The organism is Paenibacillus sp. P36 (assembly GCF_045866505.1).
Classification (GTDB): domain Bacteria; phylum Bacillota; class Bacilli; order Paenibacillales; family NBRC-103111; genus Paenibacillus_E; species Paenibacillus_E chondroitinus.
Genome location: NZ_AP038372.1, coordinates 1,695,179 through 1,717,625, shown reverse-complemented (window position 1 = coordinate 1,717,625; position 22,447 = coordinate 1,695,179). Strand labels below are relative to the sequence as shown.

Genomic DNA, 22,447 nt, shown 5'->3' with positions numbered 1-22,447 from the left:
TAAAAAAAGGGGTAAGCTCTGCTTACCCCCAAAGTATAATTTTATTAAAAAAACCGCAATTTTCACGGCACTTAAAAGCAAGGGTTAGTTACAACGACAGTTTCGAAGCAGCCGCAGGATCGAGAATAATCGTCGCACTCGCATGCAGCTGTAAAAATGACGCTGGGACGCTAGTTGTTATCGGCCCAGCAAAAGCTTTTGCCACCATGTCGGCTTTATTGTCGCCTGTAGCAACCAGAACGATGTTCCGCGCTTTCATAACGGCCTCCAAACCGATTGTTATCGATTGCTTGGGTACCTCATCTTCGGAACGAAAATGCGGCGAGTGAACAGGTCTGTTCTCTACAAAAAGTTGTGAAACATACGTTTTCGCCGGTATATGATTGCTTGGTTCGATAAAAGCAATATGTCCGTTTAAGCCTAGCCCCATAAGCTGCCAATCCACGTAACCTTGATCAGCTAACAATTGATCAAATCTAAGGCATTCAGCCTTCAGATCCGTTGAACTGCCATCTGGAATTTGCGGCTCGTATTGAAGCGTCTGAAGCTGACTAAACAAATGCTCTTGCATATAGGTTCGATAACTCTCCGGATGATCAGCCGGAATGCCGACCAGTTCATCAGGGTTAATGAATTTTGCTTCATGAAAGGAAAGCTCACCAGCTCCCTCCCGCCGGATCCACTCTTGATAGATCCCATACTTTAAAGGTGATGAGCCCGTGGTCATGCCAAGCACCGATTTGGGATTGCACTTAATCTGTTCCGATAGCAGGTCCGCAACTCTAGTTTTAATTTCTTCCGCCGGTAACACTTCAATTTTCAATCGAATTCTCCTCTCCAACAGTTATCTCGTAAACAATTCCAATATTATCATTTTAAATGGTAACGGCCTGATTTTCATACTTCCATAATAATGCGGCGCCGACTGCCCCTGCATCTACACCTAGAGATGAGCGGGCCATTTTTACATCCTTTACCATATCTTCGATTCCAAGTTTTTGAATCGTGTTCCACATCGGCTCGAAAAGCACATCCCCACTTAGGGACACGCCGCCACCGAAAATGATGATTTCCGGATTGAACAAATGAATGAACGTCACCATCGCGGTCCCAAGCGCTTCCCCCGCCTCTTTCAGTAAGGAGATGGCATAAGGGTCACCGCTTGAGGCAGCTTCTGCCACAAGCTTCGCAGTAACCTTGTTCGGATCATGTCCAGCCAAGCCCAATAGAGGCGCGGTTTGCGGCTTGCCGGCAACGATATCTTCAACGGCTATGCGGGCTATTGAATTGCCTGAGGCGTACATTTCTACACACCCTTTATTCCCGCACTTGCATGTTGGCCCTCTCCGATCAATGCTGATGTGGCCGATCTCCGCTGCATTATTCGAAGCACCGAGCAGCATGTGGCCACCGCTTATGACACCGCCCCCTATTCCCGTGGACACGGTTACATACAAACAGTCCTCAGTTCCTTTGCCTGCACCAACGATCCACTCACCCAACGCTGCTGCACTTGCATCATTGATTAAGCGGACTGGAAAACCGAATTTTCGTTCCAATATCGGCCCTAAGGCAACATGTTTCCAACCTAAATTTGTTGAAAGAACAATCGTTCCCGTATCCATATCAAGTATACCCGCAGTTGCGATACCTAGACTCAAAATGCTGCGAGCATGAAGATTGGGTACAGAAGACAGCAACGACTCAATCATAAGAATCAGCCTTCTAATAACTTCTTGCTCACCTTCAGCGGCTAAAGTAGGCTGTTGATCTTTGATTACTACACGCCCTTGAGCGTCCACCAAGGCTGCCAACATTTTGGTTCCACCAATATCTATCCCTAAAAAGTACCCGTCAATTGTCATAGCTGCTCCTTCATACATCTGTCTTGGTAGACTCGTACCTATGTTCTTTCATCTGTTGAATCCGAACGGGATCAATCGGGCCAAGCGGATCGCCATTCACTCGTACACCTTTTCCGAAATGTACTTCTTGAACGCCTGTTTCGGCTACAAATGCAGGCAAGGACGCAATCGTAAGCCCGCTTCCCGCTAAAATCTGAATGGACGTCTTGTGACTCCAAGCGACCAGATGCTTCATCTCCTGAACGGCATCCAGAACATTGGGTTTACCGCCCGAGGTAAGGATACGATCGATTTGCTTGAACTTCTCCAGCTCATCTAACGCTTCCTGAACATCCCGAACTTCGTCGAACGCACGATGAAAGGTAACGGAGAGCCCCTCCGCCTCTTCCAACAATCTCGCCAACACTTCAACATCCGGCCGCCGGTCTGGAGTCAGCGCACCTAGCACCACGCCAGCAGCCCCAATTTTTTTGACCATACGGATGTCCGTCATCATGGCGGCAACATCCAGACGATCATAGAAGAAAGAATAGCTGTGAGGTCGGATCATCACCTGAACGGGCAGCTTGGTAGCCTGAACCGCCGCTTCGATTAGTCCGTAACTTGGCGTTAGTCCGCCTTCCAATATGCCGGTGATGAGTTCGATCCGATCGGCACCACTCTGTTCAGCCGCAATAACGTCCCTCACACTTGTAGCGATAACTTCGAGCAGCATATGTTTCACCTAACCTTTCACAGCTCCTTGCGTTAAACCCGCAACGATATATTTTTGCACGATGGCAAACATAATAACGACAGGAATGAGTGATATGATGCCTGCCGCACTCATTTGCCCCCAATTGATATCGAATTTCTGAACAAAACTGCTGAGACCGACAGGAACCGTCTTGGCAGATTCGCTGTTTGTGAACATAACCCCAAAGAACAAATCGTTCCAAGAACCAATAAAAGCAAATACAAATGTCGCTACAATACCTGGCTGCATCATCGGCAGCACAACTCTAGACATGGTCTGGAATTTGTTGCAGCCGTCAATCATGGCCGCTTCTTCCAAAGAAACTGGAATACGCTGAAAGAAACTGGACATCGTAATCAAGCAAAACGGGATATTCATCGCTGTATAAGTAATAATTAATGCAGGCAGCTTATTTAATAAATGAATTTGGCCAAAAGTAATAAACAAAGGCACCAGGATGACCATGACCGGCACCATTTGGGTAGCCAAAAAGGAGACGAGCACAAATTTTTTACCCTTAAATTGATATCTGGCCAAACTGTATCCTCCCAAGATGGAAGCAAGCAGAACCAGAATTGAACTACTCATGCTGACTGTAAAGCTGTTCAACAAATAGCGGGGGAAATTTGTATTTTGCAGCGTATCCACATAATTCACCCATGTCAGTGCCTTGGGCCACAAAGTCAATTGTCCGCTATATATTTCTTGCCTTGTTTTTAAAGAAGTCACCAAAATCCAATAAAAAGGAAGCAGCGTACCTAACCCAAAAAGCAACAGTACAACAAATCGAACTAATTCAGGAGCCGTTTTTCGTCCGAAGGAAGTCATTTAAAAATCACCTGCATCGTCATATTTGGTTGCACGAAGGAAAATTAACGTATAGAGAATTAGGATAATCAACATGAGTACGCCAAGAGCGGACGCTTGCCCGAAATCCGTCGTATAGGAAATCTGATTGAATATGTACGATGACAGATTATGCGAGGTGTTAGCTGGTCCCCCATTTGTCATGATATAAATAAGGTCCGCTGAGTTGAACACCCAAATAACCCGGAGCAAAACGGTAAGGATGATCGTCGATTTAATAAACGGAATGGTCACGAAAAATAGTTTCGTCCATCTGCCGGCACCATCGATATCTGCGGATTCGTAAATATCCTTCGGCACCGATTGCAAAGCGGCCAGCAGCATGATTCCAAAGAACGGTACGCCATACCAAACCATCGCGATAATGATAGGAAATATCGAAATGCCAGGAAGCGCCAAAAACGAAATGCCTTTTTCGATGATTCCCAGCTTTATTAACAAATAGTTAATCAAACCGTTTTGCTCACTGAACATCCACTTGAAAATCATGCCGATTAAAAAAGCAGACACCGCCCAAGGTAGAAATACAACCGATTGGTAGATGTTTTTCCCTTTAAACTTCGTATTCAAAGCCTGTGCCAGCATAAATCCGAGAACGAATTGCAGACCGACTGTCAGCACGACCCACAACAAGGAATTCCACAAAATTCGAACGATATTGTTGTCCATAAATATGGCTTTAAAGTTCTCCAAACCGGAAAAACGAATGTCGTTCGGCTCAAACAAGATATAGTGCATAAAGGCCAATTTCAAGCCTTGGAGCAGCGGATATGCAAAAAAAGCTAACAGGATCAGGATAGCTGGAGCAATAAGCAAGTAAGGTTCCCATCGTTTCAATCTCAATTTCAAAGCCGCTTCACCTCCCTATCGGATAAGGAAAAGACAACCGGTACAGAACTCCGCCCCGGTTGTCTGCTTCTAGATGTTATTATTTATTGGTTTTCAAATAATCCTGCTGCTCCTTAGTCAGGAAATCAGCCAAATGCTTAATGGTATCCTCGAGGGATTGTGTTTTACTCAAATATTTCTGGGTTTCTTGGACAGCGAATGTACCTGAGAATTGCCCCAGCTTGGTCAGATGGCTTGGCGGTCCGGCAAATACAATGTTAGAATCCGCCATAGCACCCGCATATCCGGCAATTGGACCTTTGCTGAAGAATGGATCTTTCAAATTGTCCTTATAAATCGGAATGCTTGAATTTTTAATGCTATATTGCAAATTGATCTCTGGGGAGCTTAAGAACTGGATAAACTTCCAGGCTGCATCTTTGTGTTCGGAGTTGGCAGCCATCGCGTAGGCAGCTGTGTACCCCCAGAAAATATAACGTTTGCCGTCATCGGATTTCGGCATCGGAACGACGTTCCATGTGCCTTCCTTCATGTTCTTTTGAGCTGTAATAATGACTTCAGGGGTTTGATTCAGGATGGCCGTCTGCCCATTTAAGAAGCCCTGCACCATTTCATTAAAGCCCCAGTTGATCGACTCTTTAGGGGAATTACCGTTTAAATAAATGTCATAAAACTTCTTGAATGCCGCTTGCCCTTCCGGTTTGTAAAGAATCGATTTGCCGTCTTTATCGAACCAACTCTCGCTGTGCGTCGCCGCCATCACGTATTCCATTGCTCGTAGAATACCGTTTGCGCCGCCACGGAATGAAATGCCATAGTGCCCTTTGGAAGCATCCGTTAGCTGTTGAGAAAGCTTGAAGTAATCGTCCCAGGTATCGATTTTCTCCGGCAAGTTACTTTCTTTGAACCAGTCGCTACGAATAAATAGACCTTGGAGCAAAAATCCATCGGGAATTGCATAGACTTTGTCCTGATACTTGTTTCTTGCCTGCTTGAACGCCTCGGTCAGGTTGCCTACTTGATCCCATTTATCGTAATAAGGCTGTAGATTTTCGATATAACCGGCAGCAGACATGGCTACAAGAGATGTATCGTCGATGCTGATGACATCCGGAAGCTGTTTGGCTGCACCTAGAGCCATCCATTTCTTATTCGCATCATCCCAAGGAACGGATGTGTATTCAACTTCAATGTTCGGGTTTTTGGTTTGGAATTGTTTGATGAAATCCTGCATGAGTGCTGTTCGCTCTGGGCTTGGAAGCGGATCTAAATACGTAATTTTTTCTTTTTTGCCTGAACTTTGAGCTGCATTACTTGAATTTCCTGCAGGTTCGCTGGAGCAGCCGACTAGTCCGACCGTCAGTACAAGAACCATGCTCATCACCATTGTTGACACTCTTTTTTTCAAAATAACCCCTCCCGATTGTTCCTCGAAATTATATATGTAACTTGTCGGAGTGCTTGTTGATCTTATCCGACAATGCTCATATCACTTATGAGTGAATTTGAAGCGTGAAGACAGCGGTGTTGCGACCGATAATTTTCTTGTTATCATTCTTGATTTCTATGGGTGCGAGCTCATACATGCTCTGAATCGTGTTGATATTGTCATACTGGATTTGCTCCAAAATCGACGCGACGATTAACGGCCATTCGTCCTCGGAACCGTCCAGCACTTTCAAGGCGAAGGCCAGCTTTTCTTTTTTTAGCCCGAAACAATAAACGCCCTTGGCCCCACCCTTCGCTACAATATTCGGATCCATGAGCAAGGACGAACAAATGCGATCAGAACCGGCAACCATCTCATAGTGCTCATTCATGAGCCCCACCATCTTCTCGACAGCTGTACGAATCGATGCATCCTCTATGAGTTCCGGGCAGGCCAACTTGAGAAAAGCGGTTGCCAAGTTTCTTAAAGGAATAGCAAAAACGGGGAACCCACAGCCGTCAGTACCAAGCTGAATTTCGTCAATCGCACATTCCGATAAATACGAGAGCGTTTCCAATATCTCTAGCTGCGCCGGGTGTTGAGGCTCATAATAGGTCTCCAAGGGATAACCCATCATTTTGCACAAAGCTAGAACTCCCAGATGCTTGCCGGAGCAATTATGATAAATCGAGCGCTTAGGCGCTTGATGGCGAAGCAAATCCTCCGTCGCATAGACGCTAAGCGGGTACGTCGGGTGGCAGACAAGCCCGTCTTCCGTCACTCCTATTTTTCCCAACATCGACTCTAGCGCATCTACATGAAAAGGCTCGGCGCGATGAGAGCCCATCATGATGGCCGTTTCCTTACCCGTTAATCCGAAGTGGACATCAGCGCCATGGCGCAGCACAGGAATTGCTTGAAATGGCTTGCCAGCAGATCTTAAGAACGTGACTGCGTTCGTATCACCGACAACGTACTTCACATCCCCCGAATAAGAAACTCCGCAAATATGCCCCCGATGCACGCATTCCAGCGTGTCTCCGCGATATTCTTCCAGCAATATTTGATCCATATGACTTCCTCCTAAGTTACATTTCATGATCCAAACGCTGCTGCAGCGCAAGGGTTGCCGCTCCGATCATAACGGCATTACTTTGCAATTTGGAACTCACCAGCTTATATGTTCCGTTAAAGGGGCCCCATATAAACTGATTGATTTTTTGTTTCACAGTTTCTAGCATTTCTGTATGCTGCTCAATCAAATGCCCACCGAGAATGATCGTGTCCGGATTATACATGCATACAACATTGCTGACGGTAATCGCGATATACGTGCAGGCACGGTCAATAATTTGAACGGCCCATGTCTCATTGTTATGAGCACTGTCAAAAATCTCCTTAATGCTGGTTACAGGCTTAACTTTATTGGCTTCCTGAATGATGGTGAAATCAGCAATATACGTTTGCAGACAGCCGCGTTTCCCGCACTCGCACAGCATACCATTCGGGTCAACGGTTGAATGACCAATCTCACCTGCGATATTCGATTCCCCCCGGTAGACCGTACCATCAATGACAAGCGCAGAACCCACTCCGCTGCCAAAACCAAGCAATACCGCTCTTTTGGATCCTTTAACGAAACCGTAGTACGTTTCACCCAGCGCTTTGACTTTCAGGTCATTATCAATAACCGTCGGAATATGAAGATGTGACTCTACCAAATCAGCGAAATGGACATTCTCCCATCCTAATTGGGAAGAGAAAACAATCGTCCCCTTATCCGTATCGATGATTCCCGGAACGCCAATTCCGATTCCGATGATTTTAGAAATAACAATCTCATTGCGTTCAATAAGATCTTGAATGTTCTCGGAAAGCTCACGCGCCACCTTAACCGGATCATCCAAGTGATAAAGCTTCGTGATTGTATGCTCAGCAATCATATGACCGTCAAAGTCGACGATCCCTATTTTGATTACTCCTTTATCCATTTCGACACCGATTGTGAGCACGGAACCGGCATCAATATCCAACATCGTCGCTTTTCTTCCCACACCTGAAGAGTATTGCTCCGTCTCCTTGACCAGACCGATTTGACAAAGATCGTTGACGATTCGGCCTACAGAAGTAGCGCTCATCGAGGTGAGCTTAGCAATCTTCGCTCTGGATATCGGGCGGCTGCTTTTAATGAGATCGAGCACCATATTCTTATTTTTTTTCTTTATAAACTCCTGATCGTGCTTGCTAATATCCATTTCTTTACCACCTTTTAATTACTCCACTGATGTTATTAATTAAATAAAAAAAATGACGAAAGCACATATATTTATGTAATATTAGTAGTTTAATCAAAGAATAAGTTAGTGATTAATTCCTCGGTGTTAATAATACGATATTATCAGGAGATCTATAACCTGTCAAGAAAATTTGATTTTTGTGTTATGTAATATAACATAAGACCGTTAAAATCATCTAAATCTTGGAATACCTTCAGAATCACAAGCCAAAACATTGTTATTTTATATGACATGTTTAATGTTTTTCAATGGGACATTCCAACAAACAAGGGAAAAACCGAGGACTCTCCTGAGAGAACTTCCTCGGTTGTAATGTTCGTGTTAGATCCCAGGATAGCCTGGGGGATATGGATAGTAGGGATTAGGCGGGTAGGGATAAGGATACGGATATGGGTACGGATACGGATATGGATAGTAAGAATCAGCCGCACTATATACAAGTGGAGCTACTAGCCACGGAAGTGCATTGTTGAAGCCACCGCCGGGGAAGAAACCGCCATGAAAGCCATGACCGCCGAAACCGGGTCCATGACCAAATCCAGGCCCGAAGCCAGGTCCATGGCCAATGCCGCCGATACCTCCGACATGTCCTGGACCACCGATACCTCCTATACCGCCGACATGCCCTGGACCTCCGATTCCACCATGCCCGATGCCTCCGCCATGTAAACCGCCACCAACTGGCGGACGAAATTCAAGTTCTTCCTGATTCGTCATTAAAGGATCACTCACATTCTTGTGTAGTTGAAATGCCTAATACACTGTATGTGTGAATGCCTAGTTGGTGCTTAGTTTGCTGAAATTGGGCGGCGAAAATAAACCGGACACATCCGTCAGGATGAGCCCGGTTAGAGGATTGGTTGCCATTCAACCTATTTTTTCCGAACACTCATAAGATCGCAAAGCCCAACAAAAAAAACAATAATCGTCGTTATAACAATAAATCGAAAATCCCAGGCATTGGGGAATTCATTCACTTTGGTTCCCGTTACACGCAAAATGATGACAAATAAGAGGAGGAGCAAATCAAAAAACATGCAATACGCCATACGGGCTGAAAGCTTGTGGAGGGGAAGTTTGTCCATCATCCTACCAAATCCGAAAAGATCTGATGATTTGCTCGGTTCATTGGATTTTTTCTGGGGGGAATTGTCCTTTGGAGGTTCAGTGTTCGGCTTTTGTTCGTTTGTCATCCTTTTTTACAGATCGTTGAATGGCCTCGTTGACGTCCAGCACATCCAACCACATGAGCATAGCTGCACCGAAACAAATTCCGATTATGCATATCCCCCCAAAGTTTGATAATATATTCATTTGCCAAGTCATGAGCGTAGCCATTAAGCTTATAAAAAACAAGAAAACTATCCCCGTTTTTTTCATGAAGTTCCCGTTCATTATCTGTTACACCTCCCTTGCTCGAAGTTAAAATAGTATATGATAGATTGCTAGATTCCGTGTTCCTATTTACCTTGTAAGTACAGATATCTAAGCGCCGGGAGTCCTTTCTTGAAGGAGCAGTTAACATCTCCTCCGTCGTTTAGCTTGTTATGAGCCCGATAGCAGCGAATTTCCATGGTTGAGAACACGTAACGCTGCTAAGAATTCAGCGTTACTGAGACACTTGGTGTAGAGGTGCAACCTCATACTAGAAGTTGGCCTGCGGGGGCAACTTGGGGAACTACAGGCCACTATTCCAGCAAATTCAGCCCGTTTCCGCGTCCGAGCGGAACTACAGGGCTTTATTTCATCTCGAAACGTGCTGTTTCCCTTCGGAATGGCAAAATAGCGCCCGCTAGTTCCCTTACCCTAGCCCAAGCCGCAGTTTGGCCTGAAATAGCGCCCCATAGTTCCCCTCGGCGAGCAGGTGGGAACCGTTGGACGTTGAAGGAGCACTTAACAGCTGAGTCACTTGACGGAGAATACCCCACACCACAACAAAAAAGCCCGAAGCGCCACCCGCGCTTCAGGCTTAATTTATCTGTTCAGCAAGCTTCCCACATAACGCAGCAACTCATTGGCGCACACCGGGCAATACCCGTGCTCATCAATTAACTGCTTCGTCACATCGTTGATCTTCTTCAGCTGCTTCTCATCCGGTGTTTTCGACGATGTCGTAATCTTCACGATATCCTTCAGATCGGCGAACAGCTTCTTCTCAATCGCTTCACGCAGGCGCTCGTGGCTGCTGTAATCGAATTTCCGGCCTTTCCGCGAATAGGAGGAAATACGGATCAGAATTTCTTCCCGGAACGCTTTTTTCGCATTTTCGGAAATGCCGATTTGTTCCTCAATGGAGCGCATCAGGCGCTCATCCGGATCCATCTCCTCACCGGTGAGCGGATCCTTGATTTTGCCCCAGTTGCAGTAAGCCTCAATATTATCGAGATAGTTGTCGAAAATGGTTTTGGCCGACTCTTCGAAGGAATAGACGAAGGCCTTTTGCACTTCTTTTTTGGCGATATCATCGTACTCTTTACGCGCGACGGAAATGAAGTTGAGATACCGTTCACGCTCATCCTTCGTAATCGACGGATGTTGATCCAGGCCATCTTTCAGGGCACGCAAGACATCCAACGCGTTAATGCACTGAAGATCCTGCCTGATCAGGGCGCTCGAAATCCGGTTGATGACATAACGTGGATCGATACCGCTCATGCCTTCTTCTTGGAATTCATTTTGCATTTCTTTCAGATCGGCCTCTTTGTAGCCTTCGACGACTTCGCCGTCGTACATCCGCATCTTTTTGACCAAATCCATCCCTTGCTTCTTCGTTTCCTTCAAACGGGTCATGATGGAGAAGATGGCAGCCACACGTAACGAGTGAGGGGCTGTGTGAATGTGCGACATATCGCTCTGTCCGATGAGCTTGTAGTAAATTTTCTCTTCATCGGATACCCGAAGGTTATACGGAATCGGCATGACAATCATCCTGGATTGCAACGCTTCATTCTTTTTATTGGCAATAAAGGATTTGTACTCCGTTTCATTCGTATGCGCAACGATCAACTCGTCGGCACTGATGAGCGCGAAGCGTCCCGCTTTGAAGTTCCCTTCCTGCGTAAGTGAAAGCAAGTTCCAGAGGAACTTCTCATCGCACTTCAGCATTTCCTGGAACTCCATGATCCCGCGATTTGCCTTGTTGAGCTCCCCATCAAACCGATAGGCACGCGGATCGGACTCGGAACCGAACTCGGTGATCGTCGAGAAGTCGATGCTTCCCGTCAGATCGGCGATATCCTGCGATTTGGGATCCGATGGACTGAACGTTCCGATACCGACACGGCCTTCCTCGGATACGAATACACGCTCCACCATGACGTCTTCAATGCATCCGTTGTAGTCGGTTTTCAACCGCATTTGGCAGGACGGACATAAGCTGCCTTCGATTTTCACATTTAACTCTCGCTCGATTTCGGGACGCAATTCCATCGGAATGAGATGAAGCGGCTCCTCGTGCATCGGGCACCCTTTGATCGCATAGACGGCCCCTAAGTCTGTTTTGGCAAACTGCTCTAACCCACGTTTTAGCATAGTCACAATTGTGGATTTACCACCGCTTACAGGACCCATTAGCAGCAAAATACGTTTACGAACATCCAATCGACGGGCAGCGGAGTGGAAATATTCTTCTACCAGCTTCTCAATCGCTCGATCCAGGCCAAAAATCTCTTGGTTGAAAAATTTGTAAGACTTATGCCCGGATTGATCATTAATCCCTTGCGAAGCAATCATATCATAGACTCTGGAATGTGCTGTTCTTGCGAGTCCAGGATTTTTGCGAAGCAATTCTATGTACTCCGCGAACGTACCGGTCCAGCTCAATGCATCCTTCTCCGTACGATGCTCCGAAATTCTTTTGAATATGTCCATGGGTACCTCCTTTCACTGCTGCCTTTCTAACTACAGGTCAGCTCGTGATGGTGAATTGTGTACTACAATCCTATGCACCCACAGAAGAGAACTTGCCCGAAATTTTTATGAGAATTGGTTTTCATGAGAAAGAAAATGCGCCTTGCTAATCCGGCAGCTTGCACCTACTCCAGCTTTTGAGGCAAAGCCGGCATGGCCATAATCATCTTGGTGCCTTGTTCAAGCTTGCTTTCAATGCGCAGCCCATACTGCTCGCCATAGACCATCTGAATCCTGCGATGAACGTTCAAAACGCCGATGCCGCCCTTTTTCCCCGCTTCATCCACTTCGCCGTCCGCCAGTCGATTGGTATTCAGCTTCTCCCGAAGCTGCGTAAGCTTCGCTTCTGACATCCCGGCCCCATTATCCTCCACACTGATCCAAAAGATACCATCACGAACACCGCCATCAATCCGGACAACGTGATAATCCTCCAGGCCGTCCGGGAAGGCATGTTGGAACACATTTTCAACCAGCGGCTGCAGCGTCAGACGCACCATAACATGAAGCAAATATTCAGGCTTAATCGCCACATCAATCTCGAACTCACGGCCTATGCGATGCCTTAATACGACCAAATAATACATAACGTGCTTCAACTCATTCGCTACTGTAATTTCCTCAAGGTTCGTCTGAACGGAGTAGCGCAGCATGTAAGCCAAAGCTTTCACAATTTCAGAAATCTCCTCAGAATCCTGGATAGTGGCGTAGCAAACGATTGTCTCCAGCGTGTTGTACATAAAATGCGGATTAATCTGCAGCTGAAGCGATTGGAATTCAGCCTTCTGGCGTTCCATCCGAATTTCGGAATTGCTTAATTCCACTTGCACCACGCGGTCGACGGCTTCCGAAAGCCGCTTGACCATCAAGTTATAGCGGACCATCAGCTCGACAATCTCGTCACGGTGAGGTGGAAGCGGAATTGTCGCCCAATTCCCTTTCTCCGTCTCCCGCATGCCGGATTTGAGCGTTTGCACGGGTTTGGCAATGGATTTGCCGAATCGGTAGGCGAGCAGCATCGCCAAGATCAAGGTGAACAATCCGACGACCAGCGTGGTCGAGCGGATGTTGGAGAGCGGCTTGCGCAGCTCGCGAATCGGCATGGACACAACAAGCTGCCAATCGGAAAACTCCGATTTGCGGCTTACATACATACGCTCATCACCTTCGTAGGCGTCAGCAAAGGAATGCGAACCGGCTTGATTCAGCTTAGCAAAAAAAGCTTTCGGCACACTCGTGCCAACTTTGAACCCATCCGGGTGGTAAATGTAACGCCCTTTGTCATCGATGATAAACAAATACCCATACTTCCCTAAATCAATGCCTTTCCATAAAGCAGACAGATCGGCTGACCGCATCTCAATTGCAAGTAAACCCGACAACTCCGGTGACGTATAGCCGCGAATACGGCGGACGATCGTTAGCATTTGATTCTCTTGCCCTTCAATAATCGTGTGATTCAGGATGCTTAATTGTCCGTCAGCCGTCGTATTGGCGAGGAAATAATCGCGCTGCTTTTGGATATCCTCGGCATTAAAGGATTGTTCATTCACATTATTATAATAATAAACCGCATTCTTCTTATCGCTGATCAGATAAACAGAAGCAAGCTTGGGATTACGTATAAATAACGGGTCTACGCTAACTTCCCGGATTGTTTTACGATACAAATAGTAGTCATATTCTTCCCTTGTGGCAGGCAGATCAATGAACTCCATAATCTGTCTATTCGTTAACAGCGAGACAATCGAGCGCTCGTAGTCCTTCAAATACAGATCGGTATGGTGAACGGCGTTCCCGGCAATTTGATCCATTTGATTTTCTACCATTTCCTCCAGTTCTCCGGAAGTAATGATATAGGAGAAGATACCTACACAGCTGAGCGAAAGGACAATAACAATGAGGAAATACGCAAATATTTTCTTCGTAAAACCTCTGATCTTCATTTGATACCTAAACTAGCGCGGTATTCCGTCGGGGAAACACCGACAATTTTCTTAAACGTTTTTGTAAAATGGGGATAATCGTCATATCCGACATCCGCTGCAACATCAACGATTCGAACATGCGGTGCGGACAGCATTTCTTTCGCCTTCGCCATCCGTTTGTTAATCCGGTACTGTACGAAAGTCTCTTGTGTGATTTTTTTGAAAAGTGAGCTGAAATACGTCGGCGTTAGTCCAACCATTGCCGCGACTTGATCCAAAGAAATATCCTCTGACAACCGGCTGTCGATATACGCCTTGGCTTCTTCCATAGGATCTTTGAAATGACCGCTGCGGACTGCGTGCAGCCCGCTGATCATGTTCAAAAGACCTTTCTCAAAAGCGTCCAGCGCTTCTTTGACGCTATCCGCCTGTAGATGAGCAGGAACGGATGCAGGCGAGTAGTGGCGTGCTTGAAAGCGTTTTACGAGAAGTGCATTGCAATCATCCAGCAGCTCTTTCAGCTGGGCCAGTGAAATATTCGCCGACAGGCAATATTCCCGCCAGCCTGTGATAAGGTTGTTGATTTCCTCCATTTGCAAAGCCCATATTTGCTGTTCCATCTGATCGATCCACTCGATATAGCGGGAAGGGGATAAATAACCGTGTTTCGGTTTTTTGATCAGCTGATCCAGCATGTCATGGACATCGCTTTTGGTAGCCGGTTTCAATAAATAGTGCCTCACACCGTAATTCATGCTCTTTTGTGCATATTCAAAGTCATTGTAACCGGATATGACAACGGTTTTGATATGAGGGAACTCCTCATGAATAATTTTGCATAATTCCAGTCCGTCCATTTTGGGCATGCGAACATCCGTCAACACCAGATCAGGCTCTGACGCCCGAATTTGCTCCAAAGCAGCTTCGCCGTTCTCGGCCGTCTGAATTTTGGAGAAAGCGGGGACGTACAGTTCCGCCATTTTTACCATCCCTCTGCGAATAACAGGTTCATCGTCCACGATCAGTACATGCATGTCCAGCCCCCCTCATGCTCTCAGCGTTGCTAATCCAATTATGATAACCTACTACTGCTCGTTCATCAATAAACGTGTTTGTGCAAATCGCCAAGTGACCGCCTGGTAAGATGACGATCCATCGTTTTCTCCTATCCATGCACCGATGTATTGGCCATCTTGATCGATCGTTACGCTCAAATTCCACCAACTGCATTTGCCTTGCTCGTAATCGAAGGTTTCGCCATCATCGTCATAAAGCCTTGCTGTTCCAGGTTCGGTGCCAAAGTGCACCAATTCAATCTCCGTAAGCGTCCCAGGTGCCGGAACATGCGGAAGCGCAGCCATCATAGGAATAATGGAGCCACTTTTTACGAAAACAGGGATATGCTCAAGGCCCGCCTGCACACGGATCACACAGCCGCCTGTATAACGCTCTCCCGTCTCCAAGCCATACCAGATACCAGCAGGCAGCAGCACCTCACGCTCGGTTTCCCCCTCGACCAGAGGAGCTACAAGCAAGGCATCCCCGACCATATACTGATCGTCCCACTCTCTAGCCTTCTTCTTGCCGTAAGCGGCATCCGTCGTATTCAAAAGCTGCTGCTCATCTTGGGCGGCTAACTTGGCTTCAGCGTCGGCAATCTCTTCCGGCGTCAGTACGAACGGCATTGCCCGAAACGGCGGAATTCCTTGCTCGCGATATACGGCAAAAGCGGTATACAAATACGGCAGAAGTTTCATCCGCAGTTTGATATAATGCCGTACGGTGCCCTCTACCTCGGGGAAGGACCACGGCTTAGTCCCGTCTCCCCATGCATTCAGCATGGCCATCGGCGAGAAACAGACCGTTTGCATACGCCGAACCCAATCTTCGGCATTTCTCGCCCGGCGGACCTCCGGTGTCCACAGCAAACCGCTGAAGGAAGAGCTACAAATCCCCCGAATAAACTGCTTATGGTCATATAAATCCGAGTACAGAACATAAGGCATTGTTGAGGCAGCGCCGCCTGAAGCTCTGACCAGTCCGTACGTCCGGCGGTTTTGGCTTCGGAACAGATCTGCCGTCATTTTTTGGAACATCAAGCCATACATCTGTCTCATCTGCTCGCCGTCCAAGCCGGATGGGAACTTGGCATGGGCCGGGAACATCCAGGAATTGTTCGTCAATTCACTGCCATCGCATTCATCCAGCTTGTACCCGGACACTCCGATATGCACGTGCTGTTCCTCATGCTGCTTCTTATAAAGCTCAGCTGCTTCTGGCAGCGAGTAATCCGGCGCAAGCCCGCCCCACACGGTATGGGTTCCCGAAAGCGGCTGCAAGCCTGCATACAGTTCGCTCTGAGGCGAAACGTACGGGTGCTCCCAAAGGTTCACACGGAAGCCCTTTTGAGCTAGTTCATGGACAAAGCTAGCAGGCTCAGGGTACCGGCTTTTTTCCCATTCATAAGTGACCGGATAACTGTGGCTGTGCCAACCAGGCTCCAGTCCAATGACATCGCAAGGGAAATCGTTAAGGCGGAACTGCTCGGCTTCTTCAAGCACTTGCTGATCACTGTACAGTGTCGGAACACGGTGCCAGAAACCTAGTCCCCATTTCGGAGGCAAGACGCCTCCCCCGCACATTAGATTATATCTAGCTACCACTTCAGAGAGGGTAGGCCCACCAAATAAATAGACAACTGCGCCTTCGGCAGGAATCTGGATTTCTACCCGTGAAGCCACCGGCGTTGCCTTCCACCCTTTATCCGTATTGCGATCGCGAATTTCTTCTTGCTGCGTATCCTCTTGCTTCATCGTAGAGCCGCAAAACATCGTTACAATTCGTGGCGTATCCACCCAAACCCCATACCCTTGATCGCTCACATAAAAAGGGACAGGAGCATGCGTTTCACCGGTATCCTGTTTAGGATCGCTGTTCACACGCAAAAAGCGGGTTCTTCCCCGTTGATTCATTCGCAGCAGTTGAAGGCCTGTCCCATACAGCTTCTCGGTTCTATTTAGTGGAAAGGACAAAATAAAGCGCCCTCCCGCTTCCTCCAGCTGAACACTGTCCCAGACAAAAGGTGGCTCTACCTGCGGCATCTGCTGCAAAGCCTCATCCTTAGGTGCAACCCCCATCCATGTTAACGGTGAAATCCCCTGAGGCTCTCCAATTGTCAAACGCCAGATACCTGGCGCTGTTTGTTCCCACTTTGTGATCGGCATGCTCACATCTCCATTCGTCTATATTGTTGGAACCGGAATTGCGTACGTCTTCCCGAATTCGCTAGCCAACTTGGCATAATGTACAAGCGCCTGCGTTTTCAAATAGTCCCGGCCGCTTGTCTCCGACTCCCGCCCTTCCCGCAGCGAAACCAGGAATTCAGCCAGCGTATCGGTCAGATCAATACCGCTATAGTCCTCAATCCGTTGAACCTCTCCGTCCCGTATGACGCGAATCTCTTTATCGACGTATTCAATCGCTCCCTCCGTGCCTTCCAAGCGCCAATTCCCGCTCCACGGTGTTTCAGTCCCTCTGGCCGAGATGGAGGCGTTATAGGAAGCCGTAATGCCGTTATCCATCTCCAAGAACGCATAAGCATTAATAATGGCGCCGTCCTGCTCCCACGCATTGATCGGATTGTACAGCTTCGCCTGTACGGTTTTTCCTTCTCTTCCGCTAAAATAACGGAACAAATCAAAGTGATGAACACCAATGTCATCCAGAATGCTGACGGTGTATCTTCTTTGTACGTTGTGATATCTATAAAACTGTACATCCATAGAGGACAAGCTGCCGATAACGCCCTCGTCCAGAAGCTGTTTCATTTTACGTATATGCGGCATCCGCCGGTAATTTTCTGCGATCATAAAAGGCAGCTTTTCTTGCTCCGCCCTAGTCACCACTTCAATGGACTCCTCATAATCAAAGGAGATCGGCTTTTCGCATAAAACCGCCAATTTACGATCAAAAGCCGCATGATTCACCACGGTGTGCACCATCGGAGACGTTACATTAACAAGAAAATCCGCTTGCTCTTTCTGTAAGGCTTCCTCTAGTGAAGTATAAAAAGGAAAAGGGTCATTCTGCATTTTCTCTTTCATCGCCTCATCCACTTCGACAACAGCTGCCAATAAACCTTGATCTCGCAGGCGCTTATACCAGCTAAATCCTGCCGAACCCAAACCAACCAATATCGCTTTCACGCGTTGGTCACCCCTTCATTGTTTCGTTGCCTTCATTATAGGAATTAATCCGGCACGCTGAAAGGATAAAATTAAGATCGTATGTCATTTTTTACGATTTTCTGCAAATAAAAAAATATCCACCAGCAAACAACTCTGCCAATGGATATTTTTCCGCCTTTATTTAATATCAATCATAATTGCGCCTTGTTTTTTGTTCCAACGATCGGTCGCTTCTTTAATAATCTCGTTACCGCCTTTGGACTTGTACTCTTCAATGACTTTAGGCCAATCGCTGATCGGTTCTTTGCCGTAAATCATTTTAATCATATGATCAACGATAATTTTGGGACCTACATCGGGTTGCGGTGCCGCAAGATCCGGGAATTTAGAGAATGTGCTCAAATCCGGATAGAAGCCAATGCCTGGCAGCCCTTCCTTCGTTAACACCTCATCAAATGCTTTCAATGTCGCTTTGCCATCCTCGTTCAGCAGCAATCTTGGTTTGTTGTAAGTGGAATCATGCACCGCCCACATCGTTCCGCTGCGGAAGCCTTCTTCATCCGTCTCTTCCTTGGTCGTAGGGAACTTGTAATTAATGTTGCCGCTGCTGTCCTTGGTGTAAGTATCTCCCTCAATACCAAAAGTGAAGAAGGTTTCGGCTTCCGGCGTAACCATCCAATCGAAGAATTTAATAATGTTTACTGCCGTTTCTTGCTTCACGTTTTTGTTAATAAAGAAGGTTCGAATGACCGGCGCATAATAGAAGTAGCCGCCTTTCCCTTCCGGCCCTTTGGGCGAAGCAACGATCTCGACCTTGGACCCTGGAACAGCTTGTTGAATTTTCGTCCGGTATCCCGGCAAGCCTGAAGCGTTCTGTGACCAGATACCGGCTTTGCCTGACTCAATATTTTTAGAGAAATCCGTGGAGGAAATCGTAGCGAATTCCTTTGGAATCAAGCCTTCATCGTACATCGTTTTGTAAGTCGTAAGTGCTTTTTGAACATTCTCTACATCGAAAAATTTCGGAACAACCTGACCATTCACCAATTCAAATTGATCCTTGTAAGGAAGCACGTCGTACGCGCCCAGAATAACGTCCGCATACTTGAAGTTCTCCCTCATCTGATACGGATTCTCGACGCCCAGCTTCTTGAACGCCCGCAGCACATTCAGGAACTCATCAACGGTTTTCGGCGCTTGAAGCCCTGCCTTCTCCAGCAGATCCGTACGAATGTAGGTCGAACGACGGGATGGATTGCTCAAAAATTCAGGCACTCCATAAATTTTGCCTTCATACGAGACACTATCCCACGCTGCTTTGGGAATCAATTTCATCAAGTTCGGAGCGTACTGTTTCAGCAGATCGTCCAACGGCATGAACACACCGTTTTCCACGGAACCGGACATGGACTTACTGCCTGGACCGCCAATACTGCCAACGACATCCGGGATGTCGTTACTTGCGAACATGACGCCGAATTTGGCATCTTCCATCACCTTCACGTCAAGATCCGTGTTGGTTAACTGCTCCAGCTTCAATACCCATTTGTCCTTGTTCAAATCCGGCACGCGGGTATGATAGCCAGTGCTTACGGTCGTCGGGAAAAGGATAGAGAATTTCGCCGGTGCTTTCTTTGCATCTGTAGATGGCTGCGACGACGCTTTTTCCGCTACTTTGCTATCTGTTGAACAAGCGGTGAGTGCGGATGCTGCCATGATGACAGCGAGAGTGAGACTTATCGTTTTTTTCATATAACCCCTTCTTTCCAGCTTTTTTGCAAGCGGTTCCACTGCTCAGTGTTATCATAACGACTGCTTAAAATTTTCTGAATGTATAAATTTAAGGAGCTATGTCATTTTATACGATTGCTACGCCGTCATCTTCAATTCTTTCCAAGAAAAAGAACGCCCTTTTTATTTTGATAACGATCGGTTGCTTCCTTGATGATTTCATTGCCGCCTTTGGTCTTGTATTCTTCAATCACCTTCGGCCAGTCAGAAATCGGCTCTTTGCCGTATATCATTTTGATCATATGATCCATAATGATTTTCGGAGCTGCATCTGAACCCGGCGAAGCAGCATCGGGGTATTTGCTATTCGCCTCCAAATCCGGAGCAAAGCCAATACCAGATAACCCTTCATGAGCAAGAATGTTATCGAAAGCATCCAGAATATATGGACCGTTCGGATCTGTTTCCATTTTCAGACGGTTCACCGTACTTTCATGGGCGGAGTGCAAGGTGCCTCTATGGTCCTGCTCTTCCTGTTCTTCTTTGTTGGTTGGCTCTTTATACTTGATTTTACCATCGACCACCGTATATGTGTCGCCTTCAATTCCGAACGTGAAGAACTTATAAGCTTCGTCTGACGACATCCAATCAAAATATTTCACGATCTCCGCTGCCGTCTCAGGCTTCACATTTTTGTTAATATAGTGCGCACTTGTAACCGGTAAATACATCAGATAGCCGCTTTTGCCATCCGGACCCTTGGGCGATGAGATTACATCGACTTTCGCGCCCTTCACGGCGTTCGGAATATTCGTCCGGAAGTCATTTAAACTGACCAAGTTGGAAGACCACATGCCTACTTCGCCGGCTCGAATATTTTTCAACCAATCCGTCGATGACGTCGTCGCGAATTCCTTAGCCATCAACCCTTCATCGTACATGGTTTTATAGACGGATAAAGCTTTTGTCATGTTGTCCGTATCGAAAAATTTCGGCACTACCTGACCATTGACCAATTCGAACTGTTCTTTGTACGGAAGCACATCGTAAGCACCGAGAATCGTGTCGGCATATTTTAATGTTTCACGCCCCCCATACGGGTACTTAACACCCATCTCTTTAAATTTGCGAAGGACATTCAGGAACTCATCAACCGTTTTCGGTGCCGGCAAACCCGCTTTCTCCAACAAATCGGTACGAATAAAGGTGGCGCGCCTGGAAGGATTGTTCAACCAATTGGGAATGCCGTATATTTTGCCATTATAGGATACAGCTTCCCAAGCTTCCTTCGGCACCATTTTCATCAAATTGGGAGCATTCTGCTTCAATAAGTCATCCAGAGGCATGAACATACCCGCCTCTACGGAACCAGACATCGCTTTGTCTGTCGCTGTTCCCAAGCTTCCCACGACATCGGGCACGTCATTGCTGGCGAACATGAGGCCCATTTTGCTTACTTCCGTTATTTTCAGCGTGAGGTCGGTGTTCGTCAGTTCTTCTAACTTTTTCACCCATTTGTCATTGTTAATATCGACACGGGTGTGGTAGCCGGTATTGGAAGTTGTCGGATACGAAATGGAAAATTTCGTTGGCTGCTTTTTCGCCTCCGGTGCCGCCGTAGCCGCAGCGGTTTGCTGCGGCTCTGTTGTTCCTGTGGAGCATCCGACCATAGTTCCAGCAGACAGTGCTGCGGCTAACGCCACAACTGCTACTTTTTTCAATGGAATCCCCTCTTTCTAATCGAAATTAGATGTGTTTCCATAAGGTTATAAGGTTATGACTTGACGGAGCCTACCATCATCCCTTGAATAAAGTGCTTTTGCAGGAACGGGTAGACCAGAAGAATGGGTATCGTCGCAACAACAATAACAGCCATTTTGATCCCTTCTGGTGAAAGGAAAAGCATTAATTCAGACGATACATCCGATTGGCCGAACTGATCCGTGAATACAATCTCCCTTAAGCGAACCTGCAGCGGAATCCAATTTCGGTGATCGATGTAAAAGACGGCTTCGGCATAACGATTCCAGTGTCCAACGGCATACATGATCCCCATGGTCGCCATAGCGGGCTTGGAAAGCGGCAGTACAATGTTCCACAAAATCCGGAACTCCCCGCATCCGTCCATTCGGCCTGAATCCAGCAGCTCAACCGGCAGGTTTAGAAAGAAAGATCGCATAACAAATAGATTAAAAGCACTGATCGCCATCGGGAGCATTAAAGCCCATAGCGTATTAAGCAACCCTAACTGCTTCACGAGCAAATAATTTGGAATTAGCGGTGCGCTGAAAATCAATGTAAACAGTATCATAATCAGAATCGATTTACGGAACAAATATTCAGGCCTGGAGAGCGGATACGCCAGCGTCGTTGTCATAAACAAATTAATGAATGTACCGAAAACGGTAATAATGACGCTGTTCCGGAATCCTAACCAGATTGTCGGATCTTGCAAAATAAGCTTATAGCTTCCCAGTGTAAAACCAACCGGCCAAAGTGAAACCTGCCCTGCGTTAATCGCGACGTTATTGCTTAAGGATTGAGCAATAATATGGATGAGGGGAAGCACCATACTTAGTCCGAGAGCTCCCAATAGAATAATATTAATAAAGTTAAAAATTTTATGGCCTCTTGTCATAATCATAGCGA

General features: G+C 46.8%; 17 protein-coding genes. All 17 read right to left on the bottom strand.

Going from position 1 to position 22,447, the window contains the following annotated elements; all coding sequences use genetic code 11:
* Positions 1 to 88 precede the first annotated feature (88 nt).
* Entirely contained in the window at positions 89 to 823 is a 735-nt protein-coding gene (locus tag ACKTT9_RS07955; RefSeq protein ID WP_407871118.1) for a glucosamine-6-phosphate deaminase, read from the bottom strand.
* Positions 824 to 875: 52 nt separating this feature from the next.
* Positions 876 to 1,865 (bottom strand): ROK family protein, encoded by a 990-nt coding sequence (locus ACKTT9_RS07950; protein ID WP_407871117.1) that lies wholly within the window; start codon positions 1,863 to 1,865, stop codon positions 876 to 878.
* A gap of 10 nt (positions 1,866 to 1,875) precedes the next feature.
* Positions 1,876 to 2,580, bottom strand: a complete 705-nt coding sequence (locus ACKTT9_RS07945; RefSeq protein ID WP_407872988.1) for a copper homeostasis protein CutC — start codon at positions 2,578 to 2,580, stop codon at positions 1,876 to 1,878.
* A 9-nt stretch (positions 2,581 to 2,589) separates the two neighbouring features.
* Positions 2,590 to 3,429 carry a carbohydrate ABC transporter permease gene (locus tag ACKTT9_RS07940; RefSeq protein WP_127457608.1) on the bottom strand — a complete coding sequence of 280 codons (840 nt, stop codon included), beginning with the start codon at positions 3,427 to 3,429 and terminating at the stop codon, positions 2,590 to 2,592.
* Positions 3,430 to 4,317 (bottom strand): carbohydrate ABC transporter permease, encoded by an 888-nt coding sequence (locus ACKTT9_RS07935; protein WP_407871116.1) that lies wholly within the window; start codon positions 4,315 to 4,317, stop codon positions 3,430 to 3,432.
* A gap of 79 nt (positions 4,318 to 4,396) precedes the next feature.
* A complete protein-coding gene (locus ACKTT9_RS07930; protein WP_407871115.1) occupies positions 4,397 to 5,725 on the bottom strand; it encodes an ABC transporter substrate-binding protein in 1,329 nt (442 codons plus the stop codon).
* Between the two features lie 85 nt (positions 5,726 to 5,810).
* The gene (locus ACKTT9_RS07925; protein WP_407871114.1) at positions 5,811 to 6,818 is read right to left on the bottom strand and encodes an asparaginase; all 1,008 of its coding nucleotides are present in this window, start codon (positions 6,816 to 6,818) and stop codon (positions 5,811 to 5,813) included.
* Between the two features lie 16 nt (positions 6,819 to 6,834).
* Positions 6,835 to 8,001, bottom strand: a complete 1,167-nt coding sequence (locus ACKTT9_RS07920) for an ROK family protein (RefSeq protein WP_407871113.1) — start codon at positions 7,999 to 8,001, stop codon at positions 6,835 to 6,837.
* A 363-nt stretch (positions 8,002 to 8,364) separates the two neighbouring features.
* Positions 8,365 to 8,760, bottom strand: a complete 396-nt coding sequence (locus tag ACKTT9_RS07915) for a hypothetical protein (protein ID WP_407871112.1) — start codon at positions 8,758 to 8,760, stop codon at positions 8,365 to 8,367.
* A gap of 1,257 nt (positions 8,761 to 10,017) precedes the next feature.
* Positions 10,018 to 11,913 (bottom strand): PrkA family serine protein kinase, encoded by a 1,896-nt coding sequence (locus ACKTT9_RS07910; RefSeq protein WP_407871111.1) that lies wholly within the window; start codon positions 11,911 to 11,913, stop codon positions 10,018 to 10,020.
* Between the two features lie 164 nt (positions 11,914 to 12,077).
* The gene (locus ACKTT9_RS07905) at positions 12,078 to 13,781 is read right to left on the bottom strand and encodes a sensor histidine kinase (RefSeq protein ID WP_407871110.1); all 1,704 of its coding nucleotides are present in this window, start codon (positions 13,779 to 13,781) and stop codon (positions 12,078 to 12,080) included.
* Between the two features lie 113 nt (positions 13,782 to 13,894).
* Entirely contained in the window at positions 13,895 to 14,914 is a 1,020-nt protein-coding gene (locus ACKTT9_RS07900; RefSeq protein WP_407871109.1) for a response regulator, read from the bottom strand.
* Between the two features lie 51 nt (positions 14,915 to 14,965).
* A complete protein-coding gene (locus ACKTT9_RS07895) occupies positions 14,966 to 17,104 on the bottom strand; it encodes a TIM-barrel domain-containing protein (protein ID WP_407871108.1) in 2,139 nt (712 codons plus the stop codon).
* An 18-nt stretch (positions 17,105 to 17,122) separates the two neighbouring features.
* Positions 17,123 to 18,085: a Gfo/Idh/MocA family protein gene (locus tag ACKTT9_RS07890; RefSeq protein WP_407871107.1), complete on the bottom strand. Its 963-nt coding sequence runs from the start codon at positions 18,083 to 18,085 to the stop codon at positions 17,123 to 17,125.
* A 159-nt stretch (positions 18,086 to 18,244) separates the two neighbouring features.
* Positions 18,245 to 19,819, bottom strand: coding sequence for an extracellular solute-binding protein (locus ACKTT9_RS07885; RefSeq protein ID WP_315953420.1), 1,575 nt, complete (start codon positions 19,817 to 19,819; stop codon positions 18,245 to 18,247).
* A 131-nt stretch (positions 19,820 to 19,950) separates the two neighbouring features.
* Entirely contained in the window at positions 19,951 to 21,519 is a 1,569-nt protein-coding gene (locus ACKTT9_RS07880; RefSeq protein WP_407871106.1) for an ABC transporter substrate-binding protein, read from the bottom strand.
* 53 nt (positions 21,520 to 21,572) lie between these two features.
* Positions 21,573 to 22,442 (bottom strand): carbohydrate ABC transporter permease, encoded by an 870-nt coding sequence (locus ACKTT9_RS07875; RefSeq protein WP_127457595.1) that lies wholly within the window; start codon positions 22,440 to 22,442, stop codon positions 21,573 to 21,575.
* Positions 22,443 to 22,447 lie beyond the last annotated feature (5 nt).